This window comes from Cryobacterium sp. Y62 (genome assembly GCF_002929785.1).
Classification (GTDB): domain Bacteria; phylum Actinomycetota; class Actinomycetes; order Actinomycetales; family Microbacteriaceae; genus Cryobacterium.
Genome location: NZ_PJJK01000080.1, coordinates 15,390 through 32,044 on the forward strand (window position 1 = coordinate 15,390; position 16,655 = coordinate 32,044).

Consider the following 16,655-nt stretch of genomic DNA (forward strand, 5'->3'; position numbering starts at 1 on the left):
GTGCGTCACCCGACACGCTGCGTTGGTACTTGCGGAGAATGGGGGATTCGAACCCCGCGAATGGGTGTCGTGCGTCACCCGACACGCTGCGTTGGTACTTGCGGAGAATGGGGGATTCGAACCCCCGAGGGCTTTCACCCAACACGCTTTCCAAGCGTGCGCCATAGGCCACTAGGCGAATTCTCCTGGCCGCCGTTTCAATAAAGCAACGGCACCACAGAATCTTACCTGTTCCCAGCAGATGCTGCCGCCACCTTCGGTTGGTGCAGTCTCGTCGCGTGCCCTAAACTGAGGGTCGGCTCCTCGCGTGGCGCCATCTCGGCCAATTCCCCCAGGACGGAAACGTAGCAAGGGTAACCGGGCTCTGGCGGGTGCGCGAGGAGTCTTTTCTATGCCCACACGGCCGCGAAAGCGGGTAAACGGTTGCTTCGGTACCTGCGTGGCAACCTCTTTCGCGCGCAGATCGTATGAATTCTTGGCCCCCATTGGGCCGATCATGCAAAAAGCGGGACCTTTGGCACTGAGCTTTGCCTTTATGGCTCCATAGGATTGAAGTAGCGCGGCTATGTCGCCGTGCCACGATGCGGAGGACCGATGATCAACGAATCCGGCACCATGACCTGGCCCTCGCGCGCGCCTGCACCGCTCAGCGCTGAGGCGCTGAGCAGTATCGACGCCTGGTGGCGGGCCGCGAACTACCTCACCGTCGGCCAGATCTACCTGCTCGACGACGCCCTGCTCACCGAGCCGCTCACCCTCGAGCATGTCAAGCCGCGCCTGCTTGGCCATTGGGGCACAACGCCCGGCCTCAACTTTCTCTACGCGCACCTGAACCGCGCCATCCAGGAGCGCAGCCAGAGCACCATCTACATCACCGGCCCCGGTCACGGTGGCCCCGGAATGGTCGCCAACGCCTATCTTGACGGCACCTACACCGAGGTCTACGCCGACATCGAGCAGAACGCCACCGGTGTGCAGAAGCTGTTTCGCCAGTTCTCCTTTCCCGGCGGAATCCCCAGCCACGCCTCGCCCGAGCTGCCCGGGTCCATCCACGAAGGCGGTGAACTCGGCTACGCCCTCAGCCACGCCTACGGGGCCGCGTTCGACAACCCCAACCTGCTCGTGGCGGCGGTGGTCGGCGACGGCGAGGCTGAAACTGGCCCGCTCGCCACCAGCTGGCACTCCAACAAGTTCCTCGATCCGCTGCAGGACGGCGTCGTGCTGCCTATTTTGCACCTCAACGGTTACAAGATCGCCAACCCCACCGTGCTCGCCCGCATTCCCGAGGACGAGCTTCTCGACCTCATGCGCGGCTACGGTCACACTCCTTACATCGTCTCCGGTGGCTTTGACGGCGAAGACCCGATGCTCGTGCACGCGCGCATGGCCGCGACCCTCGACCTGGTGCTCAACCAGATCGCCGAGATCAAGGCAGCAGCTGCTCAGGCCGACCAAAACAACGAGGATTTCGCCCGTCCGCGCTGGCCCATGATCATCCTCCGCACCCCCAAGGGCTGGACTTGCCCCGCCGTCATCGATGGCGTGCAGGTCGAAAACACCTGGCGCGCGCACCAGGTTCCACTGGCCAACGCCCGCGACACCCCGGCGCACACGGCCCTGCTCGAAGAGTGGATGCTGTCCTACCGTCCCGCAGAACTGTTTGACCAAAACGGTGCTCCCGTGGAACAGATTCGCGCCCTGGCCCCTCAAGGCGACCTGCGCATGAGCGCCAACCCGGTCGCCAACGGCGGACTCCTCCGCAAGGATCTGCGCCTGCCCGACTTTCGCGATTTCGCCGTGGACGTGCCGGAGCCGGGCGCAACGCTCAATGAGGCGACGCGCGTGCTGGGCGGCTACCTGGCTGAGGTCATCCGCTTAAACCCGGACAACTTTCGCATCTTCGGGCCGGATGAAACCGCCTCGAACCGGCTAGCTCCGGCGGTCTACGAGGCGACGGACAAGCAGTGGAACGCCGAGCTTCGGCCCTGCGACACCAATCTCGCCCGGGCCGGCCGCGTCATGGAGATGCTGAGCGAACACCAGTGCCAGGGCTGGCTTGAGGGCTACTTGTTGACCGGGCGGCACGGGCTGTTCAACTGCTACGAGGCGTTCATTCACATCGTCGATTCGATGTTCAACCAGCACGCCAAGTGGCTCAAAGTGACCGCCGAGATCCCGTGGCGGGCGCCGATCGCGAGCCTGAACTACCTGCTGAGCTCGCACGTCTGGCGGCAGGATCACAACGGGTTCAGCCACCAGGATCCCGGATTCATCGACCACGTCGTCAACAAGAGCGCCGACGTCGTGCGGGTTTACCTGCCCTTCGACACGAACACGCTGCTCTCCACCTACGACCACTGCTTGCGCAGCGTCAACTATGTCAACGTCGTCGTGGCCGGCAAGCAGCCGGCGCCGAACCTACTCACCATGGAGGAGGCCGTTGCACACTGCACCCGGGGCCTCGGAATCTTTGACTGGGCCGGAACCGAAATCGCCGGTCAGGAGCCCGATGTCGTGCTCGCCGCCGCCGGTGATGTGCCGACGCTCGAGGTGCTCGCCGCCGCCAAGATTCTGCGTGAGAACCTGCCAGATCTCTGCGTGCGGGTCGTGAACGTCGTCGACCTGATGCGGCTGCAGTCGGCGGATGACCACCCGCACGGCCTGAGCGACAGCGCCTTCGACGCCGTTTTCACACCCGACAAGCCGATCATTTTCGCCTATCACGGGTATCCGTGGCTGATCCATCGGCTCACCTACAAGCGCCACGGCCACGACAACCTGCACGCCCGCGGCTACAAGGAGATCGGCACCACGACGACTCCGTTCGACATGGTCATGCTCAACGACCTCGACCGTTATCACCTCGTCATGGACGTCATTGACCGCACCCCCGGTCTCGCCGCGCGTGCCGGCCTCCTCCGACAGCGGATGCAAGACGCCCGCCTGACCGCGCGCCAATATACCCGAGACCACGGCGAAGACCTGCCCGCCATCACCGACTGGTCTTGGTCTTCCCGAGCGGATGCCGCCCCCCGCGCCACCTCGACCGGTAGTGACAATGTCTAACCCAACACGACCGCCATCGACCAACCCAAACTCGGTATAGCGTGGATCACGACTTACCTCTATGATCTCGCCGGCGCACTCCCAATTTGAATAAGCTTGAATGGACACCGTGGCTCGAAGCATCTATATCACCAGCGCAGAAGGCAATACCGGCAAGTCGACGATCGCGCTCGGCGTTCTCGACACGCTCACCCATCTCGTGGAGCGGGTCGGTGTGTTCCGCCCGGTCGCCCGCACCGCAACCGAGCCCGACTATGTCGTCGAGCTTCTTCTTCGACACCTGCATGCGAACGCCGGCCCCGGCGCCGCCGCCGGACAAACCTACGAGCAGAGCATCGGTGTCAGTTACGACGACGTCAACACCGATCCAGACGCCGCACTGGCCCGCATCGTTGCGCGGTACAAAGCAATCGAGGCCAACTGTGACACCGTCGTCGTCATCGGCAGCGATTACACCGACGTCGGCAGCCCCACCGAACTCGCCTTCAACGCGCGCATCGCGGCAAACCTCGGCGCTCCCGTGCTGCTCGTGCTCGGTGGCCGAATCGGCCCGGGCGAGGGCGAACGTCTTGGTCAGAGCGACGCCCGCTCCTGCACGGACATCGCCCAGCAGACCGACGTGGCGCTGGCGGAATTGCGCGACGAACACGCATCCGTTTTGGCGATCATCATCAATCGGGCCGACGAGAATGCGCTGCCGGCCATCATTGACGCGGTGCGGGTCACCACCAATGCCCAGCCGGCGCGGTCCGGCGGAGCTTTCGGCGTGCCGATCTGGGCTATTCCCGAAGACCCATACCTTGTCGCGCCGAGCATGCAGAGCATCATGGAGGCCACCGAGGGAACCCTGATCAAGGGCGACCCTGCCCTGCTGGCTCGCGAGGCGCTCGGCGTCGTCGTGGCCGCGATGTCGATGGTCAACGTGCTGCCGCGCCTGATTCAGGGCGCCGTCGTCGTCGTGCCGGGCGACCGGGAAGACGTACTGCTCGCCGTGCTGCTGGCCAACGCCTCCGCAACCTTCCCGTCGATCGCCGGCATCGTGCTCAATGGCGGCTTCGAGCTGCCCGAGGCGATCCAACAGTTGGTGGAGGGTCTCGCTCCCTCGCTGCCGATCATCAGAACATCACTCGGCTCCTACGACACGACCATGCGCATCACGCGCGCTCGCGGACGTCTCGCGGCCGACTCGCAGCGTAAGCATGACACCGCACTGGCGTTGTTCGAGACTCACGTCGACGCATCCGCTTTGCTCGACCGGCTCGATGTGAGCCGGGCCGAGGTCGTCACGCCGCTCATGTTCGAGTACGCCCTGCTCGAGCGCGCGCGCCAGAACCGCCAGCACATCGTGCTGCCCGAGGGTGAGGATGACCGTGTGCTGCGCGCCGCCGCCACCCTGCTGGCCCGCGATGTCGTCGAGCTGACCATTCTCGGCGAGGAATTCGAGGTGCGTTCGCGCGCGATCGGCCTCGGCCTCGACATTTCCAAAGCCCACGTCGTGAGCCCGTACGACGATCTGCTGCGAATCAAGTTCGCCCACGAATATATGCAGTTGCGAGCACATAAGGGAATCACGCTCGACCAAGCCAATGAAACCGTCACCGATGTGAGCTATTTCGGCACAATGATGGTGCAGCTGGGCCTCGCCGACGGTATGGTTTCCGGTGCAACGCACACGACCGCGCACACCATTCGTCCAAGCTTCGAGATCATCAAGACTCAAGCCGGTGTTGGAGTGGTGTCAAGCGTGTTCCTGATGGCGCTCGCCGACCGCGTGTTGGTCTACGGCGACTGCGCTGTTATTCCGGTACCGACAGCCGAGCAGCTCGCCGACATTGCCATTTCGGCCGCGGTGACGGCCGTGCAGTTCGGCATCGAGCCGCGCATCGCCATGCTGTCATACTCCACCGGAACCTCTGGCGAGGGCGCCGACGTCCAAAAGGTGCGCACCGCCACCGCCCTCGTGCGTGAGCGCCAGCCCGACCTGCTGGTCGAGGGTCCGATTCAATACGATGCAGCAGCGGATGCCGCGGTCGCGGCCACCAAGATACCCGGTTCCAACGTGGCTGGCCGCGCCACGGTGTTCATCTTTCCCGATCTCAACACCGGCAATAACACCTACAAGGCGGTACAGCGCAGCGCGGGAGCCGTCGCGATCGGACCGGTGCTGCAGGGTCTGCGCAAGGCGATAAACGACCTGTCGCGCGGAGCCCTCGTGCAGGACATCGTGAACACTGTGGCGATTACCGCCATCCAGGCGGCCGGACTGACGGATGCCGCCGCCCTGGCGGCCGTAGTGGATGCGACGCCGGCCGGAGCCATCCGATGACCGCTGTTCTGGTCGTTAACTCGGGGTCGAGCTCCTTCAAATATCAGCTGATCGAGATGGACACCGAGACCACCCTCGCGAGCGGTTTGGTCGAACGTATCGGCGAGCTCATGGGGCACTCGTCTCATTCGGTAACCGGCATAGACGACGCCGACGGCGCCAAGACCTGGCAGGAACTGCCCATTCCCGACCACACGGCGGGCTTCGCTGTCATGCTCGAGGCCTTTCACTCGCACGGCCCCTCGCTCAGCACCCATGCGCCGGTCGCGGTCGGCCACCGGGTCGTGCACGGCGGGGCTCGTTTTCACGAGCCGACACTCGTGACACCGCAGGTTGAACGCGACATCGACGAGCTCTCCGGGCTCGCGCCGCTGCACAACCCGGGCGCGCTGCAGGGCATCGTGGCCGCTGAGATCGCCTTTCCTTCGGTGTCGCACGTGGCCATCTTCGACACAGCCTTTCACCAGACCCTTCCGCCAGAGGCGTTCACCTACGCGATCAACGTGGACCTGGCCGAGCGGTTCCGCATTCGTCGCTACGGGTTTCACGGTACGAGCCACAGCTTCGTCTCGCGTGCCGCCGCGGAATTCGTCGAGCGTCCGCTGGCTGACCTGAACCAGATTGTGCTGCACCTCGGCAACGGCGCATCGGTGTGTGCGGTGCGCGGCGGCCGATCGGTGGAGACGAGCATGGGCATGACCCCGCTCGAGGGTCTCGTCATGGGCACCCGTTCGGGCGACATCGACCCGGGCGTGCTGTTTCACCTGCACCGTCGAGCCGGTCTCGACATGGACGAGCTCGACACCCTGCTGAACCGCGGAAGCGGGCTGATCGGCCTCACCGGTCGCGGCGACATGCGCGACGTGATCGTGGCGGCGGAGTCCGGTGATGGTCCGTCCCAGCTCGCCATTGACGTCTATGTGCATCGGCTCAAGCACTACGTGGGTGCCTACTTCGCCCAGCTGGGTCGGGTCGACGTGGTCACGTTCACGGCGGGAGTTGGCGAGAACGACCCCATGGTGCGTGCTCGCGCGGTCGGTGAACTCGAGGCGTTCGGAATCCGGATCGATCCGGAGCGCAACGCCGCTGCGGATCGAGGTGCGCGGCGTATCTCGGCCGACGATTCTGCGGTCACCGTTCTCGTCATCCCCACCAACGAAGAAATGGAAATAGCCCGCCAGACCCTGGCTACGGTGCGCTAGCTCGCGGCTGCCGCGAGCTAGCGGCGCCCACGCCGGCCTCGGCGTGCGCTCGGTGCCGTGTACGGCAGCAGACTGAGCGACACGAGCACGCTCAGAGCCGTGCAGGTATGACCGTCTGCATCAAGTTGTTTATGAGCCAGGTCACGATCAGCAGAAAGCAGAGAAATGTCACTGCGCTCAGGCCGATTTGACGCTGAACTGGGCCTAAGCGCGCGCGATCTTCGCACTCAAGCACGCCCGGCCGCGCACGTCATTCGTGGGTGCGGGGGTCTTGACATTCAGGCGCACGCCTGCGGGCGGGCGAGTGTCGGTGCGGGCAAGTACCATTAGAGCGTGGTTACCGCCCTGTATCGCCGCTACCGGCCAGAGACCTTTGCCGAGATGATCGGCCAGTCCCAAGTGACTGATCCGCTGATGACGGCGCTTCGCACCAATCGGGTGAATCACGCCTATCTGTTCAGTGGCCCGCGCGGCTGTGGCAAGACCACGAGCGCGCGCATCCTGGCCCGCTGCCTGAACTGTGCCGAGGGCCCCACCGACACTCCGTGCGGCGTCTGCCCGAGCTGCGTCGAGCTCGCCCGCGACGGCGGGGGGTCGCTCGACGTCGTTGAAATCGACGCGGCGAGCCACAACGGTGTCGACGATGCCCGCGACATTCGCGAGCGCGCCATCTTCGCGCCCGCTCGCGACCGCTACAAGATCTTCATCCTCGACGAGGCGCACATGGTGACGCCGCAGGGCTTCAATGCACTGCTCAAGATCGTCGAAGAGCCGCCGGAACACGTGAAGTTCATCTTCGCGACGACCGAACCCGAAAAGGTGATCGGCACCATCCGTTCGCGTACCCATCACTATCCGTTCCGGCTGGTGCCGCCGGGTCCGATGCTCGAATACGTGCAGCAGATGTGTGACGTCGAGAAGATGGTCGTCGCTCCCGGCGTGCTGCCGCTCGTCGTGCGTGCCGGCGGAGGTTCGCCGCGCGACACCCTGTCGCTGCTCGACCAGCTCATGGCCGGGGCCGACGGGCAGTCCATCGAGTACGAACGCGCTGTCGCCCTGCTCGGATACACGAGCGCCTCGCTGCTCGACGAAGCCGTCGACGCCATCGGAGCTCGCGATTCCGCTGCCGCGTTCGACGCCGTCGACCGGGTCATTCAAACCGGGCAAGATCCGCGCCGGTTTGTTGAAGACCTCCTGGAACGGATGCGAGACCTCATCATCGTCGCGGCCACGAGCGTCGCGGGAGCTGCAGCGGTGCTGCGCGGGGTACCGCAGGACGAGCTGGAGCGCATGAGCGTGCAGGCATCCGCTTTCGGACCGGCCGAACTCTCGCGCACCGCCGACATTCTCAACGCCGCGCTCACCGAAATGAGCGGGGCCACCTCGCCGCGCCTGCACCTCGAACTCATGATCGCACGCGCCCTGATTCCCGCGACCGATGACACGACGCGCGGCGCGCTCGCCCGAGTCGAGCGGCTCGAGCGTCGCATCGGAGTCGACGGAGTCGGAGCGGTCGCTGCGGTGGCGCCTATTACTGCAATCGTCGCCCCCGTTGCAGCTGCTGTGCCCGCTGCTACTGCTGTGCCCGTTTCGACTGCTGGGCCTGTTTCGACTGCTGGGCCTGTTGTAGCGCCGGTGTCGGTACGACCGGCGGCGGTTCCCGGCGCTCCCGTCACGCTTCAGCAGCTCAAAGATGCCTGGCCCGAAATTGTCGAAGTCGTCAAGAACGAGAAGACCACCGCGTGGCTGGTCGTCTACACCGCGCACGTGCTCAGCCTGAACGGTGACGTGCTCGCTCTGTCGTTCCCGAGCCAGGCCGACGTCGACAGTTTCAAGCAGCAGAAGGTTCCCGGAATGGGAACGAGCGACTTTCTGCGCACCGCGATCGTCGCCGTACTCGGACTTCAGGTCAAGTTCATCGCGCGTGTCGATTCCGGCCGCGAAACATCCTCGCCGAGTGCATCGTCCGGCGGCTCGACGGCCGTCGCCGCGGAGCCTGCGCCAGCCGCACTCACGCGTGATCCGACCCCGTCGCCACTCGCTGGAGCCGACTCTGATTCGCGCGCCTCGACGGCCGCGACCGTGCCGACACCCGACGCGACAGCGTCGGCCTCGTTGCCCGCAGTAGTGTCGGCCTCGTTGCCCGCGCCGACGTCGGCAATTTCCGCGGCGGCGTCAGCACCCTCTGCGTCTGCGACCGCGCCGACCACGTCGGTGTCTCCCGCGTCTGTGCCTTCGTCACGGGCCACCGCTACAGTACGGGCGACCGCGGCCCCCGCCACAACGGCAGGAGCCTCGTCCGTGGCTGCCTCGACCAGCGGATGGGCCACCGTCGCCATCCCCGGCTCGCCCAACGGTCCGGTACTAACCATTGTCGAAGACGACACAACGCATACCGTGTCTCCCGGCATGTCCGTTGCATCTACAGCGAACGACCAGGCAGCCCCCGATTCTCCGTCGCCCGTTCGAGCGCAGTCCGTTCGCACCCCGGAGGCCCCCGGGGGAGTGTCACCCGACGGCTCCGTGCCCGCGACTGCTTTCGCATCGCGATCTCGCGACGACGAACCCCCGTTCGATGACGTACCCCCGCCGTTCGACGACGACGTTCCCCCCGAAGTGGACGCACCCGTCGAGGAACGCGTGCCAGATTACGGGACGCACGCTGAGGCATCCGCTTCGCAGCAGAGTAGTCACGCAAACGGTCAAGAGCAGCAGAACGCGCACTCCCCTTACGAACAGACTTCTGGCCAGCAGACTTCTGGCCAGTCGACGCCGAGCCAGCCGACTTCGAGCCAGCCGAACGTTCAGCAGCCGGCACAGCGCCAACGCCCGAACTCGTCCGGCCAGCGCGGAGCTGCGAAAGACCCGTCCCGCGCGCCGTCTTTCGCTGAGAAGCAGCGCTATGGCGAGGCCGTGGTGCGCGAGATCCTGGGCGCGACCTTCATCGAAGAACAGCCGTACACCGCGGCACCCCGAACCAGAAACGACTACTAGATCATGTATGAAGGCATTGTTCAGGAATTGATCGACGAGCTCGGCCAGCTTCCCGGAATCGGACCGAAGTCGGCGCAGCGTATCGCGTTCCACATTCTGCAAACCGAGAAGTTCGACGTGACTCGGCTCGCGAACGTACTGCTCGAGGTGCGCGACAAGGTACGGTTCTGCGACATCTGCGGCAACGTGTCTGAGCAGCCGACCTGCCTGATCTGCCGCGACCCGCGCCGCAATCCCTCGTCGATCTGCGTGGTCGAAGAGGCCAAGGACGTCGTCGCGATCGAACGCACCCGCGAGTTCAAGGGCCTCTACCACGTGCTCGGCGGAGCCATCAGCCCGATCGATGGCGTCGGCCCCGACGATCTGCGCATTCGCCAACTCATGCAACGCCTCGCGGACAACACCGTGCAAGAGGTCATTATTGCCACCGACCCAAACCTGGAGGGGGAGGCGACTGCCACCTACCTCTCGCGTCTGTTGACGACGCTCGAGATCAAGGTAACGCGTCTCGCCTCTGGCCTGCCCGTCGGCGGCGACCTGGAATACGCCGACGAGGTCACTCTCGGCCGCGCCTTCGAAGGTCGCCGCGAGGTCACGCACTAGTTAGTCGCCGCTCCACACCTGCTCCGCCCCGCACGTGCTCCGCCCCGCACGTGCTCCGCACCGCACGTGCTCCGCACCTGCCCCGCACCTGCTCCGCCCCGCACGTGCTCCGCACCGCACGTGCTCCGCACCTGCCCCGCACCTGCTCCGCGCCGCGCTGCCCCGCCTCGCCCGCCCGCGCATCCGCCGAACGCCGCCGCACAGTGTCACATGGCACCCACGCGCAAGCACCAGCATTTAGAATGGGAACTTGGACGCAGCCCGCAGACAGGCCTGCGAACCCCCCATCTCAGGAGTCACATGAGCTTGATCGTGCAGAAGTTCGGCGGATCATCCGTCGCCGATGCCGAAAGTATCAAGCGGGTCGCCAAGCGCATTGTAGACACTCGCAAGGCCGGCAACGAGGTCGTCGTCGCCGTCTCGGCGATGGGCGACAGCACCGACGAGCTACTCGACCTCGCCCACCAGGTCACGCCGTTGCCCGCCCCGCGCGAGCTCGACATGTTGCTGACTGCGGGCGAACGCATCTCCATGGCGCTGCTCGCGATGGCAATCAAGAGCCTCGGCTACGACGCCCGCTCCTTCACCGGCAGCCAGGCTGGCATGATCACCGACGCGAGCCACGGCTCGGCCCGCATCGTTGACGTTACGCCCGGGCGCATCCGTGATGCTCTCGATGAGGGTGCCGTCGCGATCGTCGCCGGGTTCCAGGGCTTCAATCGCGACACCAAAGACATCACCACCCTCGGGCGCGGCGGATCCGACACCACGGCCGTCGCACTGGCTGCGGCTCTCGGCGCCGCCATTTGCGAGATTTACACGGATGTCGATGGCGTCTTCACCGCGGATCCGCGCGTCGTGCCCAAGGCTCGCAAGCTCGAGCGGGTCACGAGTGAAGAGATGCTCGAACTCGCAGCCGCTGGAGCCAAAGTTCTGTATATTCGCGCTGTGGAATATGCCCGGCGCCACGGCGTCACGCTGCACGTGCGCTCATCCTTCAACAACAACACCGGCACCGTCGTGTACAACGCTGCAACCGCGCGAGAAAATGGAGAAATTGTGGAAGAGCCCATCATCGCCGGGATCGCCGCCGATCTGAGCGAAGCGAAGGTCACTGTCGTCGGCGTTCCCGACATTCCCGGCAAGGCTGCCTTGATCTTCAAGATCGTGGCCAAGACCAACGCCAACGTCGACATGATCGTACAGAACGTGTCTGCTGCGTCGACCGGACTCACCGACATCTCCTTCACCCTGCCCAAGTCGGAGGGCCAGCAGGTGCTCACGGCCCTCACCAATGAGCGCGACCGCATCGGATTCGCCGGCCTGCAATACGACGACCAGATCGCCAAACTCGCCCTGGTCGGCGGCGGCATGCGCACCAACACGGGTGTCTCGGCGAAACTGTTCGAGGCGCTCTACGAAGCCGGGATCAACATCGAAATGATCTCAACGAGCGAGATCCGCATCTCGGTCGTCACCCGAGCCGACACCATCAACGAAGCCCTCCGCGTGGTACACACCGCGTTCGGGCTCGATGGCGATGCCGAAGCCATCGTGCACGGCGGATCCGGCCGTTAGCTCCGGCACATGCCGCCTCGAGATGTGAGTTTCGCACCCGTTACCGGCCGAAACCGGCCAAGATTCACACCTCGGCGAACGGATGCCCCGCCTCACCACCCGCACCATCTCGTCACCCCACCTTTCGGTGGCTAATTCAGGAAATCGACCCGCAGCCTCCGCTCTGGGCAGCAAATATCGGCAGGATCGCCGGTTTTCCTGAATTAGCCACGGAAGACAGCCTCAACGACGTTAGGAAACACACGTGACCACCTCAGCCAGCACTTCTGCAATCAACATCGGCGTCGTCGGAGCCACCGGACAGGTCGGTGCCGTCGTGCGTCGTCTGCTGGAGGAGCGCGAATTTCCTGTCAAGAGCATTCGCTTTTTCGCGTCGGCACGCTCGGCCGGTACCATCCTCACCTTTCGCGGCGAGCCGATCACGGTCGAAGACGCCTCCGTCGCCGACCCGACCGGAATCGACGTTGCCATCTTCTCGGCCGGCGCCACCCTCTCCAAGGCGCAGGCCCCCCGCTTTGCCGCTGCCGGCGTCACCGTCGTTGACAACTCCTCTGGCTGGCGCATGGATCCGAACGTTCCCCTCGTCGTCAGCGAGGTTAATCCCGAAGCCATCAAGCTCGCCGTCAAGGGCATTATCGCCAACCCGAACTGCACCACCATGGCCGCCATGCCCGTGCTCAAGGTGCTGCACGACGAGGCCGGGCTCAAGCGCCTGATCGTCAGCACTTACCAAGCGGTCTCCGGCAGTGGCCTCGCCGGAGCGTTCGAGCTCGCCAGCCAGGTACGCGTCGCCGCGCAAGACGAGAACCTGTTCCAGCTCGTGCACGACGGCAGCGCCGTCACCCTGCCCGCGCCCACCATTTACGCCCGCCCGATCGCGTTCGACGTGATCCCCCTGGCCGGCAGCATCGTCGACGACGGCCAGTTCGAGACTGACGAAGAGAAGAAGCTGCGCAACGAAAGTCGCAAGATCCTCGGGCTGCCCGAGTTGCTCGTCTCCGGAACCTGCGTGCGCGTGCCGGTCTTCACCGGCCACTCGCTTTCGATCAACGTCGAGTTCGCCAAGCCGATCAGTGTCGCCCGCGCCGAGGAACTGCTCAAGACCGCGCCCGGCGTCGAACTGACCGACATCCCCACCCCGTTGCAGGCAGCCGGGCAGGATGCGAGCTTCGTCGGCCGAATCCGTCAGGACGAAGGCGTAGCGGATGGTCGTGGCCTGGCCCTCTTCATCAGCAACGACAACCTCCGCAAGGGTGCAGCGCTGAACGCCGTGCAGATCGCCGAGCTTATCGCCGCCGACCGCCTCGTGCCCCAGGCCTGACTCCCACAATCACCCGCACCAAGACCCCCAGTTCGGCCCCTTGGGGGTAAGTAGCGTGGGCATTGACTGAGTGGGCCGAAGAAAGTTTTTTGGGGTTGCTGCAGTGCGTCTCCTTCGGCGTGTCCGATATTCGGGCGCTTGTCTTCATCGCTCTGGCCATCGCTCTGGCCATCACCGTGCTGAGCTTCGGCTGGCCCGACTCGCCATCGACTGTATGGCCGTCAATGTAAATGTCGAGCAGATCGAGCCCGAACCATTAGGTGGGTTCTTCGAGGATCTGCGCCTGTAATACCCGAAAACCCGACCTTGTCTCGAATTCAACGAACGGTCGGCCGTGCCGGGTGTCGCCGAAGATTCGCACTCGGTCCGCGTGCTCCGCATCCAGCAATCGGAACTGTTCGAGAGGCTGCGCTGCTCGAATCCCGCCGCGAGGAGCGCACCGTCGACGCCATCTTCAACACCGTTGATTTCAGCGTGGTCGGGTTCAAGCGCGAGTCCAAATCGAACTTCGTCAACCGCGCCCAGCGCGAGCTGTGCACCGGGTGCGGCGGTCATCGCTATGACGGGTGCGCGGTATTGCGGGCTGGATCCCGGCTCGACGATATTCAAGATGTTGTGAAGGTGGCCGTGACGACCCTCGAACCAGACCTGAAAGAAGCGAGCAGCTTTGTCTGCCTGTTTCATGCCAGTCTCGACATGGACACCGGCGTGCACTGCATCGATGCCGGACGTGCACTGTCGCTTGTTCGGGCAGACGCTTCCAGTCGACTCATGGCCACCAGCGGTCGCCCTCTTGGGGCTGAGGTCGAACAGGAACGGATCGAAGAATCCGTGCAGTCGGGGTACGGCGACAGTCTCGTCTCGGTCAGCGACGGTGTTCTTGACCTGTTCGACGGCACACTCGGGGCGCTCGGCAAAGTGGCAGAGATAGTTCGGGCGTCAGTGAGTGTGCAGGCTGCTGTCGACCACATTATGAGCCTGGCCGGCCCGGTGGGTACCCGATGATGTCATTGTCATCGTGGTGAGCCGCACGGAGCGGAGGTCGGGTCGGGAGCATCCGCTTGCAGCGATACACTCGAAAGTGTGAATTCTCAGGAAACTGTCGACGTTGTCCTCATTGGTGGCGGCATCATGAGCGCCACCCTCGGAACGCTCCTCAAGGAGTTGCAGCCCAACTGGCGCATCGAGGTGTACGAGCGCCTCGGCGAACTGGCCCAAGAGAGCTCGAACCCGTGGAACAACGCCGGCACCGGGCATGCCGGGTTGTGTGAACTCAACTATATGCCGCAGGCTGCGGATGGTTCGGTCACCGCAGACAAGGCCGTTGTGATCAACGAGCAGTTCCAGATCAGCCGGCAATTGTGGGCGCATCTCGTTTCTATTGGTGCCTTGCCGGAGCCGAGCAAGTTCATCAACTCCACTCCGCACATGACGTTCGTACACGGCAAGGCCAACGTCGAATACCTGCGCAAGCGTCACGCCGTGCTCGCGGTTGAGCCGCTGTTCGCCGGCATGGAGTTCAGCGACAACGCCTCCAAGATCGGCACCTGGACCCCGCTGCTCACCCGCAAGCGTCCGGCCGGCCAGAAGATCGCCGCTACGCGCATCGCGAGCGGCACCGACGTCGACTTCGGCGCCCTCACCCGGTTCATGTTCGACAACCTCGCGAAGCAGGGGGTCAGCATGCACATGAACGAGCAGGTCGTCGGCCTCAAGCACAAAGCGGATGGCTCGTGGAACCTCAAGCTGCTGCGTCAGGTCGGGCAGACCCGCAGCAACATCAACGCGCGGTTCGTCTTCGTTGGCGCCGGCGGTGGCGCGCTCGCGCTGCTACAGCAGAGCGGAATCCCCGAAATTCAAGGGTTCGGCGGCTTTCCGATCAGCGGGCAGTTTTTGCGCACGACCAACCCCAAGCTCGTTGCCCAGCACCAGGCCAAGGTCTACGGTAAGGCGGCTAAGGGCGCCCCGCCCATGTCGGTGCCGCACCTCGACACCCGCGTGGTCGACGGCGAGATGTCGCTATTGTTCGGCCCATACGCCGGGTTCAGCCCGAAGTTCCTAAAGACCAGCACTTGGTTCGACCTGCCGTTCTCCATTCGCACGCACAACCTCGGCCCGATGCTCGCCGTAGCCCGGCACAACTTCGACCTCATGAAATACCTGATCGGCGAGGTGTTCGCCTCGCGCACGACCAAGCTGAAGGCGCTGCGCGAGTTCATTCCCGCCGCCGTCTCCGGTGACTGGGAACTGATCACGGCCGGCCAGCGCGTGCAGGTCATGAAGAAAGACGCCAAGCTCGGCGGAGTGCTGCAGTTCGGCACCGAAGTCATCACCTCATCCGACGGTTCGATCGCCGGGCTGCTCGGTGCCTCGCCGGGAGCCTCGACGGCCGCGCCGATCATGGTGGACCTGCTGGCGCGCTGCTTCCCGGACCGCATTGAGGGCTGGAAGCCGCGCATCCGCCAGATGATTCCGAGCTACGGCACCCGCTTGTCCGACGACCCCGCAGCTGCCACAGCGTCGCTCGCCGCGACGGCTGAGGTTCTGCACCTCACGAACTAGGCGCGTCCCGGCGGTCGGTAAGTAGCCGACGCCGCGCATAGCTCCTGCTATTTGTGGGTACGAATGTGAACTTGTGCGTGTTTCCGCGGGTTCCCGGTCGTGCCCGGAACGATTTGCACGAGTTAGGCGCGTCGGGGCGGTGCTGCCCGAGTCGCGTGTGTGGCTAATTCAGGAAATTCTCCGGTGTAGTCAACTGTTGGCCCGGAATCTAGTGCCTCTGGCCTGGCCAGCGGCCGGGATTTCCTGATTTAGCCCCCGGCGGGTCGGCGGGTCGGTGAGTCGACCGACAGGTGGTCTGACCGGGTCAGTTCCCGGCTAAAGCCTTGGGGCTTGGTGTGATTTGGGTAGGAGTGCTCTGTCAACCCCTTGAAGGAGTGAGCGGGCCGGGGTCTTCTGAGTAATCCAAAAGCGGCCCGGAGGCGGCAAGTGAACCCTAACAATGGCGTTTCGAATGCGGAGAATCTGCGCGTATCGCAACTCGGCATCCTCCAGCTCACACCCACCGAATGGCTCGTTCGAGATCCCGCACTACCGGACGGCGACCCGGCCGCCCTGATGGGAGTCATCGAACACATCGAGGGTGCCTACGGAGTCACCAAGCTCGGCGTGCTCAACACGCGCTGGTTCTACTCCTCGTTCGACCGCGCCCAAGCCAGCTTTCTGGTGTCGGGCGCGCCCGAGCTTCCCGCCACAATTGGGTCCACCGAGCCCGTGAGTTCAGGCGTCACCGACTAGCACCCCGTCGCCGAGGCGGTCGCTCTGTTTGATTCAAGCGTCCGGTCTTCGGCAGGCGACCAGGCGCTCGGCCCGGCAGGCGACCGGGGCGCCAGCCGGATATCGAGCCCGACACCGGGATAAATCATGGGCGCGGACGCTGGGGAGACCACCCGGCTCGCCACCGCGACCAGGCGCCGGCCGGGGTGTCGGGGGGGTGCCCCTATGTTTTTGTCAAGCAGCGAGTTGGTGTTCAGTTTCGTAGAGGGTGCCGTCTCGCAGCATGGCG

Annotated in this window: 10 protein-coding genes, 1 tRNA gene, 1 other RNA gene and 1 pseudogene; 12 read left to right on the plus strand and 1 reads right to left on the minus strand. The window is 64.6% G+C overall.

What is annotated here, in order from left to right; translation table 11 throughout:
* Positions 1-101: 101 nt before the first annotated feature.
* Positions 102-186 (minus strand) — tRNA-Ser (locus CXY71_RS03420).
* Positions 187-294: 108 nt separating this feature from the next.
* Between CXY71_RS03420 and ffs the strand changes: the two genes are divergently transcribed.
* From ffs to CXY71_RS03475, 12 genes and pseudogenes are all read left to right on the plus strand, one after another.
* Positions 295-391, plus strand: an RNA gene (gene ffs / locus CXY71_RS03425) — signal recognition particle sRNA small type.
* 224 nt (positions 392-615) lie between these two features.
* Positions 616-3,066, plus strand: coding sequence for a phosphoketolase (locus CXY71_RS03430; RefSeq protein WP_233204360.1), 2,451 nt, complete (start codon positions 616-618; stop codon positions 3,064-3,066).
* A 109-nt stretch (positions 3,067-3,175) separates the two neighbouring features.
* On the plus strand, positions 3,176-5,392 hold the full coding sequence (gene pta / locus CXY71_RS03435) for a phosphate acetyltransferase (RefSeq protein WP_104134301.1): 2,217 nt from the start codon (positions 3,176-3,178) through the stop codon (positions 5,390-5,392).
* Positions 5,389-6,594, plus strand: a complete 1,206-nt coding sequence (locus CXY71_RS03440; protein WP_104134291.1) for an acetate/propionate family kinase — start codon at positions 5,389-5,391, stop codon at positions 6,592-6,594. Before pta ends, CXY71_RS03440 begins: the two co-directional genes overlap by 4 nt.
* A gap of 333 nt (positions 6,595-6,927) precedes the next feature.
* Positions 6,928-9,588, plus strand: a complete 2,661-nt coding sequence (locus CXY71_RS03445) for a DNA polymerase III subunit gamma and tau (protein WP_104134292.1) — start codon at positions 6,928-6,930, stop codon at positions 9,586-9,588.
* A 3-nt stretch (positions 9,589-9,591) separates the two neighbouring features.
* Positions 9,592-10,191: a recombination mediator RecR gene (recR, locus tag CXY71_RS03450; protein ID WP_104134293.1), complete on the plus strand. Its 600-nt coding sequence runs from the start codon at positions 9,592-9,594 to the stop codon at positions 10,189-10,191.
* A 300-nt stretch (positions 10,192-10,491) separates the two neighbouring features.
* Positions 10,492-11,769, plus strand: coding sequence for an aspartate kinase (locus CXY71_RS03455; protein ID WP_104134294.1), 1,278 nt, complete (start codon positions 10,492-10,494; stop codon positions 11,767-11,769).
* A 244-nt stretch (positions 11,770-12,013) separates the two neighbouring features.
* Complete coding sequence (locus tag CXY71_RS03460; protein WP_104134295.1) at positions 12,014-13,090, plus strand: aspartate-semialdehyde dehydrogenase; 1,077 nt, start codon at positions 12,014-12,016, stop codon at positions 13,088-13,090.
* A 62-nt stretch (positions 13,091-13,152) separates the two neighbouring features.
* Entirely contained in the window at positions 13,153-13,320 is a 168-nt protein-coding gene (locus CXY71_RS20920) for a hypothetical protein (RefSeq protein ID WP_158252961.1), read from the plus strand.
* A gap of 76 nt (positions 13,321-13,396) precedes the next feature.
* Positions 13,397-14,095: a SpoIIE family protein phosphatase gene (locus CXY71_RS03465; protein ID WP_158252962.1), complete on the plus strand. Its 699-nt coding sequence runs from the start codon at positions 13,397-13,399 to the stop codon at positions 14,093-14,095.
* Between the two features lie 48 nt (positions 14,096-14,143).
* A pseudogene (locus CXY71_RS03470) lies at positions 14,144-15,652 on the plus strand (malate:quinone oxidoreductase); the annotation flags it as partial.
* Between the two features lie 426 nt (positions 15,653-16,078).
* The gene (locus CXY71_RS03475) at positions 16,079-16,387 is read left to right on the plus strand and encodes a hypothetical protein (RefSeq protein WP_104134298.1); all 309 of its coding nucleotides are present in this window, start codon (positions 16,079-16,081) and stop codon (positions 16,385-16,387) included.
* The last annotated feature ends 268 nt before the right edge of the window (positions 16,388-16,655 follow it).

Bases quoted from the DNA above. Each gene is read 5' to 3' on its own strand.
- recR (WP_104134293.1), top strand. From the start codon at position 9,592: ATGTATGAAGGCATTGTTCAGGAATTGATCGACGAGCTCGGCCAGCTT.
- CXY71_RS03430 (WP_233204360.1), top strand. From the start codon at position 616: ATGACCTGGCCCTCGCGCGCGCCTGCACCGCTCAGCGCTGAGGCGCTG.
- CXY71_RS03440 (WP_104134291.1), top strand. From the start codon at position 5,389: ATGACCGCTGTTCTGGTCGTTAACTCGGGGTCGAGCTCCTTCAAATAT.
- CXY71_RS03455 (WP_104134294.1), top strand. From the start codon at position 10,492: ATGAGCTTGATCGTGCAGAAGTTCGGCGGATCATCCGTCGCCGATGCC.